The organism is Cohnella sp. (genome assembly GCF_041640265.1).
Lineage (GTDB): Bacteria > Bacillota > Bacilli > Paenibacillales > Paenibacillaceae > Cohnella.
In genome coordinates this window covers 88,500-111,247 of the sequence record NZ_JBEQAP010000009.1, presented here as the reverse complement: position 1 = coordinate 111,247, position 22,748 = coordinate 88,500, and the positions used below count along the sequence as shown (strand labels likewise).

The window sequence follows — 22,748 nt, the reverse complement described above, 5'->3', positions numbered from 1 at the left end:
GTACGATTCAAGCGATTATAACAAACGTTTGCCGGAGGTGTGTTTATGGATGTGAATCAATATCTTGCTCTCTTCATTGATGAATCCAGAGATCATTTGCAGTCTCTGAACGAAAATGTCTTGGCTCTTGAGGGGAGCCCAGAAGATATCGAAATCGTACAGCATATTTTCCGCTCTGCCCATACGCTGAAAGGCATGTCCGCAACGATGGGTTTCGAGGATTTGGCGTCGTTGACGCATGATATGGAGAACGTCCTGGATCTTGTGCGCAATCGCAAGTTAAAGATGGATCCTTTTATTTTCGATTCTTTTTTTAAAAGCTTGGACGCCCTGGAATCCATGTTGGAAGATATCATACTAGGAGGAACCGGCAAAGCGGATGTTTCTGGAAATATCAAATCTTTAAAAATAATTGCGGCCGACGACTACCGGCAGGACGGAAAAGGGGCTTCCGCAGAGATTTCCGAAAGGAGCATCGCAGACCGGCAAGGAGCCGGACTGGATCAATATCAGCATGCGATTCTCCGGCAAGCCGTCCAAGAGGGAAAACCTGCTTTTCGTATTACGGTCAGCGTTCGCGAGGATTGCGTCCTGAAAGCTGCCCGGGCGTACATGGTGTTTTGTGTGTTTGAATATAACGGAGAGGTGATCCAATCTTCTCCTTCCGTAGAAGAGATCGAGCAGGATCGGTTTGACAGGGCTTTTACGGTTTTTTATGTCTCGCAAACCTCGCAGGAAGAACTGAATAAGCAAATTTCCGTCATTTCTGAAATTGAACGGGTAGATTTTACCTTATTAGATCAGGACAAATTGGATGAATGGATCAAGCCGACGGCGAATCCTGCCCCGGTTGTTTCTCCTGAAAATTCAGCAGGAGATAAGGAGAAAGTCTCTTTACCCGAAGCGCGGAAGCCAAGCAATCCAGAAGGGACGCCGTCAGTAACACGGACGATACGTGTCGATACCGGCCGATTGGATACTTTGATGAACTTGTTCAGCGAATTGCTGATCGATCGGGTTCGGTTGGAGCAGCTGGCAAGTGAAATCCGCAAGAGCGAGCTGACTGAAACAGTGGAGCATATGGCCAGGGTCAGCAGTGATCTGCAAAATATCGTCCTTAAGCTAAGGATGGTACAGGTGGATACCGTCTTTAACCGTTTTCCCAGGATGATTCGCGACGCGGCCAAATCGCTGGACAAAAAAGTTGAGCTGATTATTACCGGCGCTGAAACCGAGCTGGACCGCACGGTTGTTGAAGAAATCGGAGACCCTCTCGTGCACCTTCTGCGCAATGCGGTCGACCATGGCCTTGAACCTGCGGCAGACCGTTTGGCAGCAGGCAAACCGGAAGCCGGAACCATTCATCTTCGCGCATATCACAGCGGCAATCACGTATTCATTGAGATAGAAGAGGATGGGCGGGGAATAAACCGCGAAGGGATTCTGAAGAAGGCGATCCAGAATGGATTGGTTACCCCGGAACTAGCTCCGCGCATGACGGACGAAGAAGTTTATATGCTTCTCTTCGCTGCCGGATTCAGTACCGCGGAGAAGATTTCCGACTTGTCCGGCCGCGGAGTCGGTCTGGATGTGGTAAAAACCAAGATCGAGAGTCTGGGGGGCCGTGTTCAAGTCGAATCCGGATGGGGAAGGGGTTCCAAGTTCACCCTACAGCTGCCGCTGACGCTATCCATCATCACAGCGATGATGATCGGACTTAAAGCCGAGAAGTATGCGATTCCGTTATCGTCGATTGTGGAGACGACGGCTATACGAAAGGATCAACTCCGGACTGTACACGGCAACCGAATGTTCGAATATCGGGACAGCGTCATTCCTTTGATACCGTTAGGCCGGCTCTTCGATGTTCCGGGAGCCGCGGATGAAGCTGCGGAGGAAACGCAAATGGTGATTATCCGCAAGGGGGACAAGCTGGCGGGGCTGGTTGTCGACGAATTTATCGGGCAGCAGGAAATTGTTCTCAAATCGCTTGGGAATTATTTGGCCCGATCTTATGCTGTTTCAGGAGCGACGATTCTTGGAGACGGGCAAGCCGCTTTGATCATGGATACGAACGCCTTAATGAAATAATGCTTCAGCAGAACAAACGAAAAGAATGATCGAAGGAGGTTTTCAACATGGGGCAAGAATGGAAAGTGATCGTTTTTACTCTGGGTCTCGATGAATACGGAGTGGAAGTGGAAAAAATAAAAACTATCGAGCGGATCCCGCCGATCACACGTGTGCCTAAATCGCCTGTATTCGTTAAAGGGGTGATCAATCTGCGGGGCGTGGTGATCCCGGTCATCGATTTGCGAGGGCGTTTTGGTTTTTCGGAAAACGAGTATACGTCTGACTCGCGGATAATCATTGCTGCCGTTGGGAATGTCGAGATTGGACTGATCGTCGATTCCGCCAACGACGTCATCGACATCGACTCGGATCATGTGGACGATCCGCCGGAAACAGCCGGAGGCATTAAGGCGAAGTATCTGCAAGGTATTGCCAAAGTCGGCGACAACCGCCTGATCGTTTTGTTGAACCTTCAAGAGGTCTTGAATGAGAGCGAAATCATTACTCATACAGCATAAATTAAGGGTTCTTGCGAAAAGGTGATCGTATTGTCATGAGAGTGTTACCCCCAAACAACCGTATCACTAACTTTTTTAGGAGGCTCCCTCGTTGAAACTTAAACTGCGTCTGCCCCGATTGAATATCCGCTCGTTAATTACCTGGTTCCGTTCGGTCAAAAGCAAATTGATTCTGGCTTTTGCCGTTATCTTGCTCCTGCCCAGTCTTTCCATTGGAGTGATTTCTTATATTACGGCCAAAAATAAAGTGGACGATCAAATGAAGCAGGCTGCTTCTGAAAGTATCGATCTCCTGAATCAAACGATCACTCAAATGATAGATGCCAAAATGAAGGATATTGATTTCCTCGCTCAACAAATATCCGCCGGATCGATCAGTTCGAAGCAGGGCAATGGAGAGGCGAAAGTAAGAGAAATGCTGGAGAAGTATAAACAACTTCACCCCGAGATAAAAAATGTCTTTGTCGGAACAGAAGCAGGGACTATAATTCGTCCGTCAGATAGTGCTCCGCTCCCCCCTGATTATGATCCCAGAAAAAGATCATGGTACATAAAGACAATGGAGAACAAAGGTAAGGTTGTCGTTTCCGATCCGGACATCTCGAGTACAACCAATAAAATAGAAGTAACCATTGCAAAGGTAGTGATTGACGGTTATGGCGTCGTAGGAGCTGATCTCAGAATGGAATCGCTGAGCGACATCGTTGCAAAAGTCAATATAGGTAAAGAAGGATATGTAATTCTCTATGACGCACAAAGAAAATATTTGGTTCATCCCACGGCGAAAATAGGCGATGTCGCAACAGGTGGAACTGTTGATAAAAGATTCGGTTCCGATACCGGTGCGCAGGAGTACATTAACGCGTTTGATGGAAAGCTCAAGAAAGATGTTTTTGTAACCAATCCATTAACCAGCTGGAAGTTGACGGGAACCTGGTATGCCGATGAAGTCACGCAGGAAGCCGCCCCGATTTTCTGGAAAACAACGCTTGTACTTGCTGTCGCCTTGGCTGGAGGGGCCGTCATTGTTTTCTTTATGGTTCGTGTCATTACAACTCCGTTGCGAAGGTTAACCGAAACGTCCCGGAAAATCAGCGAGGGGGATTTAAGCAGGCGGGTGGAGGTCAAGGAGAAAGATGAATTCGGCCAGCTTGGAGAGACCTTTAACCACATGGTGGACTCGCTAAGAACGGTCTTGCTTGAAGTCAGCCAATCCTCCAGTCAGGTGGCCGCTTCCGCGCAGCAGCTGTCGGCAAGCGCCGAGCAAACATCCATAGCGACCGAACATATCGCGAGCTTAGCCGGGGAGATGGCGGAAGGGGCCAACCAGCAAGTGCATTTGGTAGAGGAAGGCGCCCGAACGATCCGTGACGTCTCGGCTACAATCCAGGAAATTGCAGCGAGCGCCAAAGAGGTTGCAAACACCGCGACGAAGGCAGCGGAGATGTCTTCGGAAGGCGGACGCGCCATTCAGACCGCTGCAGGACAGATGCATTCCATTAACGGTTCTGTCGACGGGGTGGGGCATGTCATTGCCAGGTTGGCAAACACTTCAAAGGAAATTGGCCAAATTACGAAAACGATTACGGAAATCGCGCAACAAACGAACTTGCTCTCTCTGAACGCGGCCATTGAAGCGGCCAGAGCCGGCGAACACGGACGCGGCTTTGCCGTCGTAGCGGGTGAAGTGAAGAAGCTAGCCGAGCAATCGTCCGAATCGGCGGAACAAATCGCAGCTCTGATCCAAGCGATCCGCAGCGAGATCGGCGAAGCTCAGAATTCGATGCAATCGGCAACAAAGGAAGTAAGTTTGGGAATGGAAGTCGTTCATACGGCAGGCAGCTTATTCTCCGAGATTGAACGCATTGTCGATGAGGTAGGCAGCCAAGTACAAGAGGTTTCAGCGGCTTCCCAGCAGATTTCTGCCGGAGCTTCGCAGGTCGTCCAATCTATCGAAGGAATAGCCGGGGTAGCGCAATCGGCGGCATCCGGAACCGAGAATGTATCCGCGGCCGCAGAAGAGCAGCTAGCCTCTATGGAGGAAATCTCGGCCTCTTCCGCCGCGCTCACAAACTTGGCCGAGGAACTGCAGGTATTGGTTGATAAATTCAAGCTGTAAAAAAGAAGTATATCTGAGCTCTTCGTAACTTACAAAGGAGGAAATATACATTGTCTGCATTAAGCGAAAATGTAAGTGGATTTTTGGGGAAAGCCGTTGATTCCATTAAGCAAGTGATACCCATACCCATGACAATTGAAGCTCATTACTTAAGCAACGAAACAGCATTACAAACTGAAATGTGTGTATTAGTGGGCTTTGCCGGCGAAATTGCCGGAAGGATGCTAATAGATGGATCTAGAGAGTCCTTTGGCAGGCTGGGCGAGAATATGTTCGGCATGGTTCTTGAAGGCGAGATGCTGCATAGTTTCGTAGGGGAAGTTGCTAATATGGTGGCAGGGAACATATGTACATTGATATCGCAAACTGGGCGGAAGGTTGATATTACCCCCCCAACCGTTCTTGAAGGCGAAATGAAGTTGTTCGGATTTGAGAAGGTCATTTTCGTTCCATTATCTATAGATAATGTTGGTAAACTACATATTGTTCTATTACTCCAAGAAGTAGAAGAGGCGGCATAGAAGATGGCGAATATACTGGTTGTTGACGATGCGGCGTTTATGAGAATGATGTTGAAGGATATCCTTGCGAAGGGCGGCCATCAAGTTGTCGGCGAGGCGGCCAATGGCGTTGAAGCCATTGAACAATATCAGAAGTTGAAACCGGAACTGGTTACGATGGATATCACCATGCCGATTATGGAGGGGATTGACGCTGTAAAACAAATTAAACAAGAGGATCCGAAAGCAAATATCATCATGTGTTCGGCGATGGGGCAGCAATTGATGGTCGTTCAAGCCATACAAGCGGGAGCAAAAGATTTTGTCGTGAAGCCCTTTCAAGGGGAAAGAGTGCTTGAAGCGGTAAAGAAGGCATTATCTTAAATCCGGCTATTTTTCTTGAATGAGAGGAGTTTTTCTGGCTGTCGAGTAACCTCGACAGCCTTACGCCATTGGGGGCAAATTATTCCGCCGAATATCAGCTTTCGAAATTCAGGGTTAATTGTCCTTCATCACTCCTATACGAACTATTGATCCATTCGGATGGTTGGGTGTAATTTCATAAAAAACTAACTTGTCATAAGTCAGCTTCATTCGCATTAATGTATTGAAAAGACCTACGCCGCCTAAATTTCCGGACGATTCTTCGTTTATACTTATGTTATCGCCGTCCGAATTAATATTGGGGTCATTTGATTGTTGGAGTTTTGCAATAACCTTCGGATTGAAGCCATCCCCCCAATCCTTCACTTCGAACAACCAACAATGATCGTGTGTTTGTTTAATAGATACGTGGATTTCCCACGGTGGATTGCAAGTTTGAAAGGCATGACGAAAACAATTTTCGATAAGAGGCTGGAATATGAGGCGCGGTACCTGATAGGAAAGTGCGGCTTCATCTATCTCCACCCGATATTGTAAGTGATCCTCGTACCGGACCTTCATAAGTTCCAGATAGAGCTGCGCATACATAATTTCATCACGAATCGTAACTTCTTTGTCCGGATATTGTAATGTATATCTGAAAATCGAACCTAGTTTTTCGCATAGTTCAGCCACCTTATCTACGCCGGCTTCCTCCCCGACTGATCCAATGACAGCTAGAACATTATACAGAAAGTGAGGATTTACTTGCGATTCTAGAGTGTTTAGCCGCGCCTTCATTTCACGTGAACGCGCGTTTACTTCCAGTTCTATCGAAATCTTAAGGCGTTCGGCTATACTATTGAAGGCATTATGTATTTGAACCATTTCATCATCGGTATTATCCAGCGGTATCGTTAGATTATCCAATCGAACCCGTCGAATCATGTCGACCGTCTTACGTATATTTTTTGTGAATTGTTTGGCTATCACATAATTCATGATGAAGCTAAGAATGATGAAAGATATGCTTACGATGACAATAAGTCTTCCTGCTAATTTAATGGACGAAAGAAATTCGGACTTCGGTTCTGCAAGGACAACAGTCCACTGGTTTGAAGGCGATCGTACATAGGACAAAATATAATCGGATTTGATCATATATTCGGGATTTGAATCGGTAGATTTGTCTAAGACATCGGTTCCAAGCAATTGCTTAAACGTCACATTTGGATTCGTCTGACCTGATTGCGTTCGCTTTATGTATACAGGCTGGCCATCCTTATCAAATAAATACACTTCTGTTTTGGCGGTATGCGGCACACCCAATGTCTCTTCAAATTTCGAGAGGCTCTGCTGAAACTCGATCAAGCCGAACGTTTCAACCTCACTGCGAAATACACGATAAAAAGACACCAATTGTTGATTTGTATCTGTGTAATAGGGATCGTTATGGGGACCGATAAAGTTAATTTCATCGTCTTCAGTAAAATCACTATATAATGCCTTAAATGAATTGCTTAGCAAGTAGGAATGAATAGAATCTGTATTCTCCCTAATCTCTCCCAAACTTGCATAATCGCCGCGATTATTATAGATGCTGATTCTTGATAGATTCAGACCTGGACTTTTATAGATGGATAAGAAATTCATTACCGTTCGTTCAGCATCAGTGTGGAGTGCGAAGTAATTCTCATTTTCCTCTGATTCGCTAGCTTTTTGCATAATAACATTTAAATCGGAAGTATTAATAATTTGAAATGACGTATGATTCAACTCGCTATAGATTAAAGTGACTTGTTTCGACATTTTTAGCGTTAATTCTTTCATGTTAACGATGGCTTCTTTCTCCAAACGATTGGATATATAGTAGTAGAAAAAAGAAAATGAAATTACGATAAGCAGTAAGGTCAACAACGAAAAGATCAAAAATAATTTTTCACGTACGCCAATCCTTATTGTAATCGTAGGCCCCTCCTTGTAAACTGTGAGCAGAAGAATTTGTATTTAGTATTACATCATTCAACATCAATGTAAATAATACGACTTTTGAAATAAACAAATCTGTGGGATGGAGGATAAGAGATGAGAAACAAAATCGAATACAACTATAAAAAAATTACAGTGATTGTATTGCTGCTTTTGATTGTAACCGCTTGCAATTCAACTGCCAACAAGAAAGGAACTTCAGGATCAATCGAAGCAAAAGCCTCATCCGGCGCTGCTAAGCCGCAAGTCACAATTAAAGTTTATTTAGGTACGGACTATTCATCTAAAGACCTTTACAAGAGAATGAATGAAGCGTTCACAGCCAAGACTGGAATTCATGTAGAGTCGGAATTGGTTCCCGGTGCTGGTAATGATATGTACAAGAAAATAGATTTGGATCTTGCTTCTGCAGGTACAGTTGATGTCATTCCTTTGATTCAACCTTTAATTCTTGATAAATATGTCAAAAAAAATTATTTGTTGCCGTTAAATGATTTGATGAAAACAGAACAATACGACGCGGATAAAATGTTTGGCCATTATTTAACAAAGTATGACGGAATGATTTACTCTTTGCCTGAACAAATGTCTACTTGGGCCGTATTTTATAACAAAAAAATATTTGATGACGCCAAAATTCCTTATCCGCCATCGGAATGGACATGGGAGCAATACATTGACACGGCAAAAAAATTGACTGATCCTGCAAAAGGAATCTACGGATCGTATATGCTGGATTACGATATCTACTTGTTTATGCTGGCCAAACAACATAACGTTTCTGCTTACAAGGCAGATGGAACATCGAATTACGACGATCCGCTGTTCAAGGAAAGTTTGAAATTGTTCGGTGATTTAGGGAATGTTTATAAGATTCAACCCAGCTGGCATGAATTCAAAACGAAAAAATTGCCATGGGACGGGTTTATGTCCGGAAAATACGGGATGCATCTTATTGGTACCTGGTATACTGCCCTGCTAACTAACGAGAAAGATTACCCGAAGGATTGGAAGTGGGGCATTACACAAATTCCAACGGATGGCAAGGGAATGTACAATTTCGGTGTAACTTACACATATGCTGTGAATAAGCATTCGGCTCATCCCAAGGAAGCTTTGGAATATGTGAAATTCAAAGCGGAGAACTCGGCTATTATGGGAGGAGCCATACCTGCATTAACGGATCGGGTTGCCCAAAAACAGTCGCTTAAGGAAATTGCTGATGCTTCCGAAGGCAGCGTTACCGTGGACGAATTATCAAAGGCGTTCTTTGATAATAATTTAGGTTATATTCAGGAAAAAAACATAGGGCCTGCAGCAACAGAGTACAGCAATATTATTTTATCGGAAAGCGATCTGTACCTCAGGGGTAGTCGTTCTTTGGACGATACGATTAGAGCAATTAAGTATAAAGCAGATGCAGCCATACGTAAAGTGGAATCAGCGGAGGATGAATAAGGAATTGCAGTAGAATGATGAAGAATACAAACGTACATTTATTGATGGGAAGTAACAGGAAAGCAATAAAGCTTGAATGTCGGTAAATAGGTAAAAACTATAGAATTCATAGTTTTTATCTATTTTGCCTCTGGTAGTAAAATGTACTACAATTGAGAGATAGTCTCAATGGACAAACTATAGCGGGAGTGAATCATAATTATGTCAGAAGTTAAAAAAATTGCCGTCATCGCTGGAGACGGTATTGGGCCTGAAGTTGTAGCAGAAGCTGAAAAGGTATTGAAGCGTACGGAGGAATTGTTCGGCTATAAGTTCGAGCTGGAGCACGGCTTGTTCGGCGGAATCGCGATCGATGAGAGAGGCACGCCTTTGCCGCAGGATACGCTAGATATGTGTCGCAATGCCGACGCGGTTCTTCTGGGCGCCGTTGGCGGACCGAAATGGGACAATAACTCCAAGGAGCTGCGTCCGGAAACAGGCTTACTCGGTATTCGTAAGGCTCTTGGTTTATTCTCTAACATTCGTCCGGCTGTTGTCTTTGACTGCTTGAAGGATGCTTCCACGTTGAAGCCTGAGGTGCTTGAGGGCACTGATCTGATTGTCGTGCGTGAGCTTACCGGGGGAATCTACTTCGGGGAGAAGTTCCGTCGCGAAGGTCCATATGGTGAAGAAGCTGTAGATACATGCGTATATAACGTTACAGAAATCGAACGAATCGTACGCCAAGCGTTCGAGGTTGCCCAGAAGCGCAGCAAGAGATTGGCTTCCGTCGACAAAGCGAACGTACTCGAAACCTCCCGTCTGTGGAGAGAAACAGTAAACCGTCTTGCTGCTGAATATGCGGATGTTGAAGTGGAGCACGTACTCGTAGATAACTGTGCGATGCAGCTTCTCCGTCGTCCTTCAAGCTTTGACGTTATCGTTACGGAAAATATGTTCGGAGACATTCTGAGCGACGAAGCGGCAATGCTGACAGGCTCCATCGGGATGTTATCTTCAGCATCGCTTGGCGAAGGCAGCTTCGGATTATATGAGCCAGTGCATGGTTCTGCGCCTGATATTGCTGGACAAGGAATCGCTAACCCTATTGCTACGATTCTGTCTGTAGCGCTTATGTTCCGTCTAACCTTAGGCTATGAAGAAGCGGCTGCGGTCATTGAAGCAGCAGTTAAGAACGTCCTTGATGCAGGACATCGGACAGGCGACATTGCGGTGGATAAGAGCAAAGCAATCGGTACAACGGCTATGGGTGATCTCATTGTGGCAGCTATGAGTCGTTAATTATAATGACTCTAAAAAAAGAATTGTTATTATCTTGACTGGCTTGTCCTTCAATGGTAACCTTTTTAAAGTGAGTAACAATAGAAAGTACCGGCACAACCGTCGGGCTTATAGGAGGTAATTGTAAGATGGCAGAGCGTTTAGTAGGTCGTCCGGCTCCGAACTTCTCTATGGAAACAGCGAATGGAGACGGTAAAGATTTTGGTACAGCATCCCTTGCTGATTACCGTGGTAAATGGTTGGTATTGTACTTCTACCCACTGGATTTCACTTTTGTATGCCCAACTGAAATTACTGCGCTATCCGAGGCGGCTGATGTGTTCTCTGGTTTGAATACAGAGGTTCTAGGTGTGAGTGTAGACAGCAAACATAGCCACCGTGCATGGATCAACACGGCTAAGAACGATAACGGACTTGGCCAATTGAACCACCCGCTTGCTTCTGATCTTACGAAACAAGTCGCTCGCGATTACGGTGTTCTAATTGAGGAAGAAGGAATCGCTTTGCGCGGTTTGTTCATCATCGATCCGGAAGGCGAATTGAAATACCAAGTTGTTAACCACAACGATGTAGGCCGCAGCGTTGAAGAAACTCTCCGTGTTCTACAAGCGCTGCAATCCGGCGGACTTTGCCCAATGAACTGGAAAGCTGGCGACAAGCATCTGGTATCGAAGTAATAATAGCTAGCTCTTAATCACAAGACCTCCCCGGAACAATTGTTCCGGGGAGGTCTTTATACAAGAATTGGAGTTGAAATTCCACTAAGGCGGCAGGAATTGTGTTAATGGGCAGAGAATATAGTGAGAAGAATAAATGATGCAGATTTGAAGGAGGGGAAGACGATGAGCTTTTGCTGCGGAGCTAGTATGATTGGAACTAAGGGGACCTTAAAGCATTACCGTACGCGGATTCATAATGTGCCGATTCTGTTCTGTCCAGTTTGTCATCGAATTGAAGTGCACTATTTGGTGGAGAACGAGTATGAAATATTGGCCGAGTATGCTCATGGCGACGGAGCATCCGAAGTCGACTTCCACGACTACGTGGATGAGTCTGACAAAGACCTTCACGAAAATTGCGTCAACAATGAAGAAGAAGATCCTATGCAAATCGTACAGAGCCAAATCGACATTTCGCTTGATTTGCTATCTTTTGCCAAGGGAATAAGCGATAGCGAATGGCAACAGCAACTAAAGAAACGTCTTATCGTCTTAAGCCAAAGACGTCATAAACTGAGAATGAAGCGGACTCCGGGCGGGATGATCTAAAAATAAGGTCCATTCCTGGTGCAAGTATAGAGTATAATCGAATAGAGGACTGCCCTAAAGTAGATCTCATTTACTAAAGGGTGGTCCTTTTTTATTTCTAGAGAATACCCCCTGAAATACGGATTGTTCTCCGAATGTTATAAGTGAGGGGTGAGCGAGTGCTGCTCGTACTTTGGAAAAAATGGTTAAACTCATCGATTAAATCAGCCAAATCCCCGGATGAAGCTACAGTGCCTGAGCAATGGGTAGATAGAATCCAGAATGGGGAGCAAGAGCTTCGAAATGAACTGATTCGTCAGTATCATCCATATATTTTAAGAACCGCCAGCCGTTTTTTCCGTCGGTATATCGACCCTCGGCAGGATGACGCTTACAGCGTGGCTTTAGCTGCATTCGACGAGGCGATTACGGGGTATTCACCTCAGGGAGGCAGGCTGTTTTTGGGCTTCGCTGAAACGGTTATAAACCGAAGGCTGATTGACTACACAAGGCAAGAAAGCAGACATGCTTCTAATATTCCCTACAGCGCATTCGAATCCGAAGGTGAGGATGGAGAAAGTACGGTTAATCGGGTTGAAGTTATTCAGGCTATGGAAGCTTACACCAAGGAGCGGACTGCGGATGAAAGGAAGATGGAAATCGCAGCATTAACTGAAGAATTAGCGATATTCGGTATTACTTTCGGGGATTTAGTACAGCATTCACCGCGCCATAAAGATTCTCGGGAAATGCTGCTAAGAATGGGCAGGCGATTGGCGATTGAAGAGAATATGTTCCAGTTCCTCCGAGAAAAGCGCCAATTACCGATTAAAGAGCTATGTGAGGCAGAATCAGTCTCGCGGAAAACCGCAGAGCGCCATCGTAAATATTTGATTGCAGTCGCTTTGATTGCTTTTGGTACATATCCATTTTTACAAGAGTATATCGGTTTGGATCGATATGGAAAGGGGGAGACTTCATGAATCAAGGAATGGTAATGGCTTTGGACAAAAGAACGGCTGTCGTGCTTACGCCAGATGGACAATTCGTTCGGGTTAGAAGACAAGCTCATTTCGCGATTGGTGAACAAATAACCGACTCCGTTACTCTCCGAGCGGTTCCCCGTGTTCGACAACGTTTTCTGCAAGCAGGCGTGTTTGCTTCAGCGCTGTTTGTTCTCATAGTAGGTTTGTGGATGATTCGAATGCCTCCGGTTGTTGCGTATGTCTCTATGGATATCAATCCAAGCATTGAGCTTGGTCTGGATGCGAAGGAGCGAGTCAGGGAGCTGCGGGCAGTTAATGCGGATGCTGAACCGCTCATCGAGGGCTTAAAGTTTAGAGGCAAGGGGCTAGAGTCGGTAATGTACGAGCTTGCCCATAAGATGGTAGAGGAGCAGGTGCTCACCATAGGCGATCCAGAAGTGGTTATAGCTAGTGTGCCTATTAAAGCTTTAGCCGAACAATGGGAAAATAAGGTTACCCAGAAAATTACACGAATTCTTAACGAGGCAACTCAGCAGGTGGATTCTGAGCAATTGGTTCATCTTGAGGTAACAACCGTATCTCTGCCGATAGAAATAAGAGAAGAAGCGGAAGTTAATGGCGTGTCATCCGGTAAAATGGCCTTCTGGCTTGTATCCGAAAGCCAAGGGCATGAATTGTCGTTAGAAACCCTGAAGGAACAATCGTTAAAGGATATTGCTGCTTCATGGGGGGGCGTCAAAAAGGTCATGAGCCAATACGATCAGAAGAAGCTAAATGATAAAGTAGTAAAAGATGAAGATAAGAAAGACAAGGATGTAAACGATGACAAGAAAGAAAATGAAGACAAAGCAAAAAGCGAAGATAAAGCAAAAAGCGAAGACAAAGTAAAAAACGAAGAAAAAGTAAAAATCGAGATCAAGACAGGAAATGAGGATAAGACAGTCAGCGGCAATATGAATAATGACGCAGAGAAGAAAAATAATGAAAATAGGGACAATCCCAACGACAGCAAAATAGTCGATAAGAAGGACGATGATGATAAACAAAGCGATAAACAGAAGGGGGATATGAAGGACAACAACAATCAAAACAAAATTAATGATAATGAATATAATGATGAAAATGATGAAAACTATGAAAGAAATAATAGTAAGATTGATGAGGAATCCGACAATCAAGAAGAATGGAAGCACCTCCTGGATCTAGCGAGGGAGCGATCCAACAAAATAGTGCCATCTGTAAAATTAAGGAATTCCGACAAAGAACGTGATTGATCGACAACATCTCCCGTTGACAGTACCTGTCATTAATGACTATGATTAATTTGATTTTTGTCATAATGTGGCTCTGTTGAAGGGAGGAATGATCGCGTGGAAGGGTGGAGGACTCGTTATTTTCCGATTCTGGCTGAATTTGTTCGAAACGGAGGACAATTTGATCGTCCCGAAACGAAGGATTTATGGCGAGGGCTTAGTAATTTACCCACCGACGACATCTTAGAACATCACGAAGAGAGCGTGAAGTTTTTACTTTCCTACGCCGAACCCGAAGACCGAATGACATACGTGCATCGGTCTCTTTTGTTTATAACGGAGCTGCTTATCTCTTTGCGTCTTCCTGAAGGTGCCGCAACTCGGGAAGAGGCGGATACAGACCGTTTATTACTAAATGCCATACATACCGTCCCGATCAATAAGGAAAAACCAAATAAATTCGAAACCGTTCTCCAGCACATGGACAGCGGGGTTGCCTTGTTCGATGGTGCGGGTAATTTGCGGTTTCTTAATGTCCAAATGTCGCGATTGCTGCAAGCTCCCCGGAGAGCATTGATCGGGTGTACGCTGAACCAGCTTTTTTTTCATGCCAATCTTCAGCTGCCCATTCGGAAAATTTTCTTGCGGATGTACAAGGATATGGTGCTTAACCGCAGGTTTCACGGTGAATTTCAAGATGTGAACGGACGGTTCCTGCTTGTGAGTATTTCTCAGATTGAAGAGCTGGACGGGGATTATCTGATTAGCGTAAAGGATGTCTCAGAGTACAAGCAAATCGAACAATCCGCGTTTCAGAACGATAAGCTTGCCATGCTAGGTAAGATCGCTGCAGCAATTGCTCATGAAATTCGAAATCCATTAACCTCAATTCGAGGTTTCATACAGCTTCTAAACCCCCTGCTTAAGGACGTTGGGAAACAAGAGTATGGAAGGATCATTCTTTCCGAAATTGACCGAGCCAATGATATTATTTACGAATTTCTTAATTCCTCCAAGCCCTCTGCACCTATGAAACAGAAAGTCTTGGTGGGTCTGCTATTAAAGGAATCGATTCTGCTATCGGAGAGCGAAGCCTTGATGAAGGGGTGCGAGCTGAACTGCGAAATCTTCGATCCTTACCTAACGGTTGCTGTAGATGTTAAACAAATCAAGCAAGTGCTGCTAAATATTATGAAAAATGCAATGGATGCCATCGTTGATGTTAAGGAGGAACGTAAGGGACGTATCGATATTTCGGCAAGACATGAGGGGAAATACGCTCTCATATCGATTAGGGATAATGGAAAAGGAATGGAACGAACGACATTAAATCGGCTATTCGATCCCTTTTTTACAACAAAGGAGGAAGGGACAGGTCTTGGGTTATCCGTAAGCTACCGAATCATTTGTAATCATGGCGGTACGATCCACGTGGACAGCCAATTAAATGAAGGAACGGAATTCCTTATTTATTTGCCTTATGCCGAGTGAAAAGAGTAGAATCTGGGTTATGAAAGAGATTACTCTTAGGGTGGGAACAGCATGTTATGGTCAGGATGGCCCTTGAAATGGAAAACGATCTCGCCGGGTCTTAAAGACATGGATGGCTCTGCTGAACTTAGGATTATATTCGTAAGCGAGATAGCAATGAAGGACAATAGAGACCTTCTGCACCCTGAGCTTGATAGAGCTCTGAGGGATATGGGTAACCGCGGAGCTTTCCATGGGAAGTCTGGAGAGACCGCATTAATACCTACCTTTGGGTTGATAACGGAGTCTTATGTATTATTCATTGGTTGTGAGGATACGCCATTTACGTCAAAAGCGATAAGAGAAGCTGCAGGGAGTGCGGGCGGAAAGCTAATTGAATACCAGTTCAAGAAGGCCGTCGTTAGAATACCCGCTAGACTATCCATCTCTATGGTTGCACGTGATCTTCGTGCGGTTGCTTCTGCGTTAATGGAAGGGCTTCTGCTCGGACTGTACAGACGTAATAGCGCCTCTAAGCGAGGGAGAGTAGAAGCTTCCCTCGAAGAGGTGACTTTTGTGCTGGATTCAGAAGAGGGAGCGAAAGAATGGACCGCAGGCTTGCAGCAGGGTGTCAAGGTCGCGGATGCGGTTTGTTATGCGCGTGAGCTGACGAATACACCGGCTAATCAACTAACTCCCGAACTGCTCGGGGCTGAAGCGAGATCAGTCGCGGAGCATTATGGAATGGATTACCGGATCTATAATGATGATGATATCGTCCAAGAAGGAATGGGCGGTCTGCTGGCTGTTGGCCAGGGAAGCGTCAATCCTCCGCGGATGATTGTAATCCATCATAGAGGCGATCCGAATTCTAAACGAACTCTCGGCTTGATCGGAAAAGGAGTTACCTTCGATACAGGCGGAATATCGATCAAGAAAGCTATAGGAATGGAAGAAATGATATCGGACATGGGCGGCGCGGCTGCAGTAATGGGTGTTATGAGAGCGATCGGGGAAGGGAAGCCTGCTATAAATATTGTAGCGGTAATCCCTGCAGCTGAGAATATGCCTTCAGGAAGCGCCTTTAAGCCAGGTGACGTTATTCGAACCTATAGTGGGAAAACAGTGGAAGTGCTCAATACGGATGCCGAAGGCAGAATCGTATTAGCAGATGGATTAACGACGGCTTTGCGTCATGGGGCTACGGAATTAATCGACGTAGCAACCTTGACCGGTGCTGTCATGCATGCGCTTGGAGATGTGACCACGGGAGCGCTGACAAATGAAGAATCACTGATGCAAACCTTCCTTCAAGCTGCGAGTAGAGCAGGCGAATACGTATGGCCGCTTCCAAGTCATCCAGAGTATCGCAATCTTCTCAAAAGTCATGTAGCAGACATTAAAAACCATGGCGGTACGTGGGCTGGCGCGATTGCGGGCGGTTTGTTTGTAGGCGAGTTCTCGGAAGGACATCCATGGGTTCATCTGGATATAGGCGGAACAACTTGGATGTGGGAGGATAGAGGATTCGAGAGCAAAGGCGGTACCGGTGTCATGGTGCGCACATTACTCGAATATGTTCGGAGTGAATCGGGTAATTCATGAGATCAGCACCTTAAGCAGCACGGGGGAGCATGGATGAAAAATAGAATTTTTGAAGCGTTTCACAGAATATTGGCGATCCGTCAGAGCGAATCGGAGAATCGAAGAGGCTTACGTATGTCTATCGTTGAGGGCATCCCTGCGAGTATTTTAGGTAATCTGCTGGGGGGACCTCTTCAGACGGTATATTTAACGTATTTGGGATTTTCGGCTTTTCATGTCGGACTGGTATTGGCGATTCCTCCTTTTGCGTTGCTTATTCAAATCATCATTGCTATAGCTATGCAGTCATGGCAGAACCGACGGTTTTACATCACTTTGTTCGGCGTGATTCATCGAGTGTTATGGGTCGGAACAGGGCTCATTCCTCTCACCTTCACACAGGATACCTGGATTCCGATTTATATAGCAGTTTGGTTAATCTCAATGATTGCGGGACAAGCGGCCGGCGTAATCTGGACTTCCTTGATGGCTGACGTAGTACCTCCTTCTATTAGGGGTAAGTATTTCGGTATTCGTAATACCACTCACTGGGCAGTTGTCTGCTTCACCTTGCTTGCAGGAGGGCAGATTATGGAATGGTTGCCGGGCGCTCAAGGTTTTACGGTATTGTTCACGGTAAGTGCGCTGTGTGTCGTATGGAATGGCTGGGCATTGTCCCGCTATCCGAATCCGCCATTCCAGCCATCGGTGAGCGGCAGATCCATGCGGATGATGATAAGACCATTCGCTGACCGGAGATTTCTATCGGCGACTTTGTTTATATCTGTATTTATTCTGCTTCAGAACGTTGTGATTCCGCTGTTCTCCTACGTCATGTTAGAAATCCTAGATCTTAGCACGAGCAAAGTGACGATGATAATAATGCTGCAAAATTTGGTGATGATGATCAGCTACTATTATTGGGGCGTGCTAAACAGCAGGTATTCGACGAATACCTTGCTCCTATGGACATTTCCGCTTATAGCTGCATCCTGTGCTTTGTGGGCGGGAATCGCAATTTTACCTGTCATGCTAATCATGATTGTTGTGCACTTGTTTCTTGGTTTTGGGTTGGCGGGTTATAATCTGCTCGTCTTTAATTTTCTAATAGGTGATTCACCTAAATCGGAGCGTCCGATGTATGTAGCGGTATTCTCGGCCTTAACGGGCTTGGCAGGTTTTATCGGCCCGATTGTAGGCGGATGGTTATATGATCAAGCGGCGAACGGACCCCTATGGCTGCAAACTTACGGAATGACGACCTTTGCCGGAGGAGCGCTGCTTGTCTTGTCGACTGCCGTTGCTCCGTTTGTATTCAGGGAAAAGCGCAATCGTAATCGTAATACACTATCCATGTAGAGAGGGATGAGCAGCATAATGGATACTAAAACATTAATGAACGATCGGGTGCCGCCGGGACAGAGACTAACGGATGGATTCCCGGTATTGCACCATGGCGAAGTGCCTTATTATGATGATCTTAGTAATTGGGATTTGAAGGTTTTCGGTCTTGTTGAGGAAGAGCTCATAATCCCGTATACCGACTTTATGGAGCTTCCAAGACGTGAATTCGGCAACGACATCCATTGCGTTACGACATGGTCCAAGCTTGATAACGTTTGGGAAGGCATTGCGGTAGCTACGATTATGGAGCGTATTAAGCTCAAGCCGGAAGCCAAATATGTCATGCTGCATGGTGAATATGGGTATACGACAAACCTGCCATTAGAAGATTTTATGCAAGATACCACTTTCATCGGCATTAAGCATAACGGGGAGCCATTAACCCCAGAGCATGGTTATCCCGTTCGAATGGTTGTACCGCATCTTTACTTCTGGAAGAGCGCGAAATGGCTGCGAGGCATTGAGTTTATGGCTAAAGATAAGCCAGGCTTCTGGGAGCGTAATGGATACCATATGTATGGGGACCCTTGGGAAGAACAGAGATATGATTTTGATTGATGAGATAAGAACTGACCCCAAAGCTGAGTTCACTCAGGAGTCATCTTTCCTTATCAACAGGTATAAGGCTGAATATAGAAGATGATAAGTAACTTTACAGTAAATGTACTGCTAATTTTCCCAAATTTTAACGTTCTTTGAGAATTAGAAGCATTCATACTTGTAATACACCCAAAATCGTCTGATTGAGTGATAATGAAGATTATTAGATGTACTTTTGCCGCTAGTCGATCAACAATGGGTTTTCGGAATCAATTAGTGGCACAAATGCTGCTAGGATCGCAACAGAGAGATAACGTTCAACAAACCCCAGACATACACCCCACTTTACCCCCTACATATCCTAAGTAATGCATTTTAGGGGGTACACGGGAATCCGCTTTTTGATCCATCATGTAGGCTTTTTTCCATATACACGTTCAGGACGGCCGACGGATCCATAGGATAAGTCGGCCGATACTTTCTCCAAAGAGACGAGAAACTCTAGATATCTTCTGGATGTGGAGCGGCTAATCCCAAGTTCGCCGCTGGCTTGCTCAGCTGTGAATGGCTTCTCTGTACGGCCAATATAGGTGATTACTTTATCCAGCGTCAGCTGGTCAATCCCTTTAGGGAGGGAAGAGCGCTGCTTGTCCCCGTCGTTCATCCGAAGAAGCTCGTCGATTTTATATTGGTCAACGATGCTTTTTGAGCCTTCCAGCTCCAATGCTGTAATTTTTTTACGGAAGCTTTTGTACTTCTCTAGCGTTTCGCGAAGACGTTCAAATATAACGGGCTTTAGAATATAGTCGAACACGCCGCCGTGAATGGCTTCCCGGATGTTGTTCAGTTCCTTAGCCGCTGTAATCATAATAACGTCTGTTCGGGTATGGTTTAATTTAATATGTCTGAGCAAATCGAATCCCTGGATATCGGGAAGGTGCAAATCGAGAAGAACCAGGTCCGGTGATAGGATTTCCAGCAAATCCTTGGCCTGGCGCCCATCCGTTGCGATACCCGCTGCTTCGTAGCCTTCAACTTTCTGGACAAACCGTTTGTTGATTTCTGCATTTCGAATATCGTCCTCTACAATTAACACCTGTATCAATTTGTATCCCTCCTTATCTTAGGAATGGCAACGAAAAACCTTGTGCCGCCTGCCTGGCCAGGATGATGCTCAATAATTCCTCCAAGTCCGTCAACGGCTCTCTTAACCAATGCCAACCCAATCCCGCGCTTCACATCTTTTTTTGTTGAGAAACCTACTTTGAATATTTGATCCGACCATTCTGCCGGAATTCCAGGCCCGTTATCTTCTATCTCCAGTATTAAGTCTTGTCCCAAATCGGTCAACAAAAGAGAAACGAGTTTGTCCTCGGTATTGGCAAGAACAGCCTCCATGGCATTGTCGAGCAAATTACCCAGGATGGTCACAAGCATATTTCGGTCGATAGAAGGCGGCACATCTTTAAAGGTGCTCTCCTCCTCGATGTTTAAATTGACTTTCAACTCTCGTGCGCGGTTAATTTTGCCGATCAGCAATCCACCGATAATCGGGTCGGGAATTTCCCTTAGAGTCAGCTTTAGCAAGTCGCTTTGGATATCCGATTCCCGTGTAATGAAATCAATGGCTTCTTGGTAAGACTCTAGCTGGATGAGCCCGGAGATCGTATGAAGCTTATTGGAAAATTCATGGGTTTGAGCGCGTAATCCATCCGCATACTGCTTAAGCTGAGAGAGCTGCTGCGTAAGCAGGTAGAGCTCGGATTTATTCCGGAAGCTCGACACGGCTCCGATTACGATTCCATTCCTATCCTTTACCGGCAGTCGATTCACGATTACAACATTGTCGCCTACGATGGCTTCGCTATCCGTCTCTGCCACTCCAGTTCGGATAACCTCCGGCAGAGTCGTATAGGGGAGAACCTCCAAAATAGGTTTTCCCGTAACCTCGGATTTCTTTTCTGTTCCCAGCATACTTAATGCATTTTGATTAATAAGGGTAATGATCCCCTTCCTGTTTACGGCAACAATTCCTTCATGGATCGATTCCAGTACGGCTTCCTTCTCCTGATACAATCTGCCGATTTCTTCTGGCTCGAGTCCCATAATGGAGCGTTTTAAATTGTTTGCGATGAACACGGCACCCATTGCGCCCATAATAAGCGCAGCCATTGCGATTCCAACGATAATATTTCGAAACCGATAGGCCTGCTTGTTGATATCCTCAATAAGGAATCCGACAGAGACGACGCCGATGACCTCTCCCCGTTCGTTAAAAATAGGCGTTTTCCCCCGCAGGGCGAGACCCAAGGTACCCGTAGCCTCAGAAATAATCGATTCCCCGCGAAATACGGGCTCATTATCTCCTCCTACCATCGTCTCGCCGATACGGGAAGCTACCGGGTGGGAATAGCGAATGCCATCGCGATTACCAACCACGATGTATTCGGCATCCGTTTGCTTGCGAATGTCTTCGACTAGCGGCTGAATGGTTTGCCAGGGCTCGGCCTCGGTAAATGCCTTTCTAATCTCCGGTATGGAGGCGACGGTTTTAGCGAGATTAAGTGCTTTCGATCCGATTTGGTTTTTATACGAAGATGACCACATGTGTTGAAACGTGAATGACATAGCCATGATTAAAGTGAAGGTAAGGGTACACATCAGCAAGATCAATTTCGTTTGCAATCGCAATCGATTCACACCGTTTCATGAATTTTATGAACAATATTCCCTTTATGCCCAATATCCAATTAATGTTCACAAGCTATTCAGTTTTTTGAACGCATGATAACATTTAGTTGTGTGAAAGCGCTATCAACACATTGGAAGTTACAAGTAATATATCACACCATTAGGGGGAACCAAAGTGTCATTAAAAAAAGTCAATTGGAAAATAGGAATTGTTACGGTACTAATGGCTGTAGGTTTAACGGCTTGCGGCGGAGGAAATGAACCTTCGAAGGCGGCGGGTGAATCAGCGAAAGCTTCTAACGAACCAGCCAAACAAACGCAGGCCTCCGCATCTAAGTATCCTGAAAAACCGTTCATTGTCGTTGCGCCATCCGGTGCCGGCGGGGGTTGGGATAAAACGGCTCGTTCCCTAACCAAAGTATTGGCTGAAACTAAGCTTGTAGATCAAACGATGACCGTCGAGAATAAACCGGGCGGCGGCGGTGCCGTATATATGGCGGAATATGCAACGCAAGAGACGAAGAATCCGTACAAATTGTTCGTAAGTTCCCCGCCGATTGTCATTAACAATCTCAAAAAAGAAGGAAACAGCCCTTTCGGTTACAAAGATACGACTCCGCTTGCGCAGTTAACGAAGGATTACGGCGCTATTGTAGTTAAAGCGGATTCGGGATACAACGACGTGACTTCGCTGCTGAACGATTTGAAAGCCGATCCTAAGAAGCTTACCATTGCGGGCGGTTCTGCACCGGGTTCCATGGATCACTTGATTGCCGTATTGCCTGCTTACAAATTCGGCATTGATCCGAAAGCGCTGAAGTATGTTTCGTATGATGGCGGCGGAGAAGCCATTGCCGCATTGCTCGGCGGGAACGCGGATGTGATCGCAACCGATGTATCCAGCGTATCCGAGTATTTGAAAGCGGGAAAGGTAAAAGTGCTGGCTGTTACATCCACGGAACGATTATCCGGAGATCTGAAGGATGTACCGACCTTGAAAGAATCGGGTGTAGATGCCGAATTTACGATTTGGCGCGGTATATTCGGACCTAAAGAAATGAGCGCTGACGAGTTAGCATATTGGGAAAGAACGCTTAAGGCGCTAAGCGAAACGGAAGAGTGGAAGAAAGAGCTTCAAGCAAACGCTTGGGAAAGCCAGTATAAGTCTTCGACTGATTTCGTTAAGTTTCTTGGAGAGCAGGAATTGCTGATTAAGGATCTGCTTACCGCGCTGAATATGTCCAAGTAAAACAGCGGGTGAGAGATAATAGG

The 22,748-nt window shown here is 45.6% G+C and carries 19 protein-coding genes; 16 read left to right on the top strand and 3 right to left on the bottom strand.

Annotated features, from left to right (window positions below; genetic code table 11):
• The first annotated feature begins 45 nt into the window (after positions 1-45).
• The 5 genes from ACESLK_RS09605 (at position 46) to ACESLK_RS09585 (ending at position 5,594) form a co-directional block, all read left to right on the top strand.
• Positions 46-2,091 carry a chemotaxis protein CheW gene (locus ACESLK_RS09605; RefSeq protein ID WP_373229159.1) on the top strand — a complete coding sequence of 682 codons (2,046 nt, stop codon included), beginning with the start codon at positions 46-48 and terminating at the stop codon, positions 2,089-2,091.
• Between the two features lie 47 nt (positions 2,092-2,138).
• Complete coding sequence (locus ACESLK_RS09600; RefSeq protein WP_373229158.1) at positions 2,139-2,591, top strand: chemotaxis protein CheW; 453 nt, start codon at positions 2,139-2,141, stop codon at positions 2,589-2,591.
• Between the two features lie 91 nt (positions 2,592-2,682).
• Positions 2,683-4,710, top strand: a complete 2,028-nt coding sequence (locus tag ACESLK_RS09595; RefSeq protein ID WP_373229156.1) for a methyl-accepting chemotaxis protein — start codon at positions 2,683-2,685, stop codon at positions 4,708-4,710.
• A gap of 50 nt (positions 4,711-4,760) precedes the next feature.
• Positions 4,761-5,231, top strand: a complete 471-nt coding sequence (locus ACESLK_RS09590) for a chemotaxis protein CheX (protein ID WP_373229154.1) — start codon at positions 4,761-4,763, stop codon at positions 5,229-5,231.
• Positions 5,232-5,234: 3 nt separating this feature from the next.
• Positions 5,235-5,594: a response regulator gene (locus ACESLK_RS09585; protein WP_373229152.1), complete on the top strand. Its 360-nt coding sequence runs from the start codon at positions 5,235-5,237 to the stop codon at positions 5,592-5,594.
• 114 nt (positions 5,595-5,708) lie between these two features.
• Here ACESLK_RS09585 and ACESLK_RS09580 read toward each other — a convergent pair whose 3' ends face one another.
• Positions 5,709-7,403, bottom strand: a complete 1,695-nt coding sequence (locus ACESLK_RS09580; RefSeq protein ID WP_373229150.1) for a histidine kinase — start codon at positions 7,401-7,403, stop codon at positions 5,709-5,711.
• Positions 7,404-7,658: 255 nt separating this feature from the next.
• On the opposite strand from ACESLK_RS09580, the gene ACESLK_RS09575 reads away from it, so the two are divergent.
• From ACESLK_RS09575 to ACESLK_RS09530, 10 genes are all read left to right on the top strand, one after another.
• On the top strand, positions 7,659-9,020 hold the full coding sequence (locus ACESLK_RS09575; protein ID WP_373229148.1) for an ABC transporter substrate-binding protein: 1,362 nt from the start codon (positions 7,659-7,661) through the stop codon (positions 9,018-9,020).
• Positions 9,021-9,221: 201 nt separating this feature from the next.
• Positions 9,222-10,301: a 3-isopropylmalate dehydrogenase gene (leuB, locus tag ACESLK_RS09570; RefSeq protein WP_373229147.1), complete on the top strand. Its 1,080-nt coding sequence runs from the start codon at positions 9,222-9,224 to the stop codon at positions 10,299-10,301.
• A gap of 128 nt (positions 10,302-10,429) precedes the next feature.
• Positions 10,430-10,978 carry a peroxiredoxin gene (locus ACESLK_RS09565; protein ID WP_373229145.1) on the top strand — a complete coding sequence of 183 codons (549 nt, stop codon included), beginning with the start codon at positions 10,430-10,432 and terminating at the stop codon, positions 10,976-10,978.
• A 165-nt stretch (positions 10,979-11,143) separates the two neighbouring features.
• A complete protein-coding gene (locus ACESLK_RS09560) occupies positions 11,144-11,569 on the top strand; it encodes a hypothetical protein (protein ID WP_373229143.1) in 426 nt (141 codons plus the stop codon).
• A gap of 143 nt (positions 11,570-11,712) precedes the next feature.
• A complete protein-coding gene (gene sigI / locus ACESLK_RS09555) occupies positions 11,713-12,531 on the top strand; it encodes an RNA polymerase sigma-I factor (protein WP_373229142.1) in 819 nt (272 codons plus the stop codon).
• Positions 12,528-13,808: an anti-sigma factor domain-containing protein gene (locus ACESLK_RS09550; RefSeq protein WP_373229140.1), complete on the top strand. Its 1,281-nt coding sequence runs from the start codon at positions 12,528-12,530 to the stop codon at positions 13,806-13,808. Before sigI ends, ACESLK_RS09550 begins: the two co-directional genes overlap by 4 nt.
• Before the next feature lie 96 nt (positions 13,809-13,904).
• Positions 13,905-15,278 carry an ATP-binding protein gene (locus ACESLK_RS09545; RefSeq protein WP_373229139.1) on the top strand — a complete coding sequence of 458 codons (1,374 nt, stop codon included), beginning with the start codon at positions 13,905-13,907 and terminating at the stop codon, positions 15,276-15,278.
• 51 nt (positions 15,279-15,329) lie between these two features.
• Positions 15,330-16,862, top strand: coding sequence for a leucyl aminopeptidase (locus ACESLK_RS09540; protein ID WP_373229137.1), 1,533 nt, complete (start codon positions 15,330-15,332; stop codon positions 16,860-16,862).
• Between the two features lie 33 nt (positions 16,863-16,895).
• Complete coding sequence (locus ACESLK_RS09535; RefSeq protein WP_373229135.1) at positions 16,896-18,200, top strand: MFS transporter; 1,305 nt, start codon at positions 16,896-16,898, stop codon at positions 18,198-18,200.
• An 18-nt stretch (positions 18,201-18,218) separates the two neighbouring features.
• Positions 18,219-18,803 (top strand): sulfite oxidase-like oxidoreductase, encoded by a 585-nt coding sequence (locus tag ACESLK_RS09530; RefSeq protein ID WP_373229133.1) that lies wholly within the window; start codon positions 18,219-18,221, stop codon positions 18,801-18,803.
• A gap of 391 nt (positions 18,804-19,194) precedes the next feature.
• On the opposite strand, the gene ACESLK_RS09525 is transcribed toward ACESLK_RS09530, so the two are convergent.
• On the bottom strand, positions 19,195-19,881 hold the full coding sequence (locus ACESLK_RS09525; protein ID WP_373229227.1) for a response regulator: 687 nt from the start codon (positions 19,879-19,881) through the stop codon (positions 19,195-19,197).
• A gap of 5 nt (positions 19,882-19,886) precedes the next feature.
• Positions 19,887-21,476 (bottom strand): ATP-binding protein, encoded by a 1,590-nt coding sequence (locus ACESLK_RS09520; RefSeq protein ID WP_373229226.1) that lies wholly within the window; start codon positions 21,474-21,476, stop codon positions 19,887-19,889.
• A gap of 223 nt (positions 21,477-21,699) precedes the next feature.
• Between ACESLK_RS09520 and ACESLK_RS09515 the strand changes: the two genes are divergently transcribed.
• The gene (locus ACESLK_RS09515; protein ID WP_373229225.1) at positions 21,700-22,725 is read left to right on the top strand and encodes a Bug family tripartite tricarboxylate transporter substrate binding protein; all 1,026 of its coding nucleotides are present in this window, start codon (positions 21,700-21,702) and stop codon (positions 22,723-22,725) included.
• Positions 22,726-22,748: the final 23 nt, after the last annotated feature.

Excerpts from the sequence above, each read along its gene's own strand:
- ACESLK_RS09575 (WP_373229148.1), top strand. The coding sequence starts at position 7,659 with ATGAGAAACAAAATCGAATACAACTATAAAAAAATTACAGTGATTGTA.
- ACESLK_RS09565 (WP_373229145.1), top strand. The coding sequence starts at position 10,430 with ATGGCAGAGCGTTTAGTAGGTCGTCCGGCTCCGAACTTCTCTATGGAA.
- ACESLK_RS09605 (WP_373229159.1), top strand. The coding sequence starts at position 46 with ATGGATGTGAATCAATATCTTGCTCTCTTCATTGATGAATCCAGAGAT.
- ACESLK_RS09540 (WP_373229137.1), top strand. The coding sequence starts at position 15,330 with ATGTTATGGTCAGGATGGCCCTTGAAATGGAAAACGATCTCGCCGGGT.
- ACESLK_RS09600 (WP_373229158.1), top strand. The coding sequence starts at position 2,139 with ATGGGGCAAGAATGGAAAGTGATCGTTTTTACTCTGGGTCTCGATGAA.
- ACESLK_RS09550 (WP_373229140.1), top strand. The coding sequence starts at position 12,528 with ATGAATCAAGGAATGGTAATGGCTTTGGACAAAAGAACGGCTGTCGTG.
- ACESLK_RS09515 (WP_373229225.1), top strand. The coding sequence starts at position 21,700 with ATGGCTGTAGGTTTAACGGCTTGCGGCGGAGGAAATGAACCTTCGAAG.
- ACESLK_RS09585 (WP_373229152.1), top strand. The coding sequence starts at position 5,235 with ATGGCGAATATACTGGTTGTTGACGATGCGGCGTTTATGAGAATGATG.
- ACESLK_RS09530 (WP_373229133.1), top strand. The coding sequence starts at position 18,219 with ATGGATACTAAAACATTAATGAACGATCGGGTGCCGCCGGGACAGAGA.
- ACESLK_RS09580 (WP_373229150.1), bottom strand. The coding sequence starts at position 7,403 with ATGAAAGAATTAACGCTAAAAATGTCGAAACAAGTCACTTTAATCTAT.
- ACESLK_RS09560 (WP_373229143.1), top strand. The coding sequence starts at position 11,144 with ATGAGCTTTTGCTGCGGAGCTAGTATGATTGGAACTAAGGGGACCTTA.
- ACESLK_RS09535 (WP_373229135.1), top strand. The coding sequence starts at position 16,896 with ATGAAAAATAGAATTTTTGAAGCGTTTCACAGAATATTGGCGATCCGT.
- leuB (WP_373229147.1), top strand. The coding sequence starts at position 9,222 with ATGTCAGAAGTTAAAAAAATTGCCGTCATCGCTGGAGACGGTATTGGG.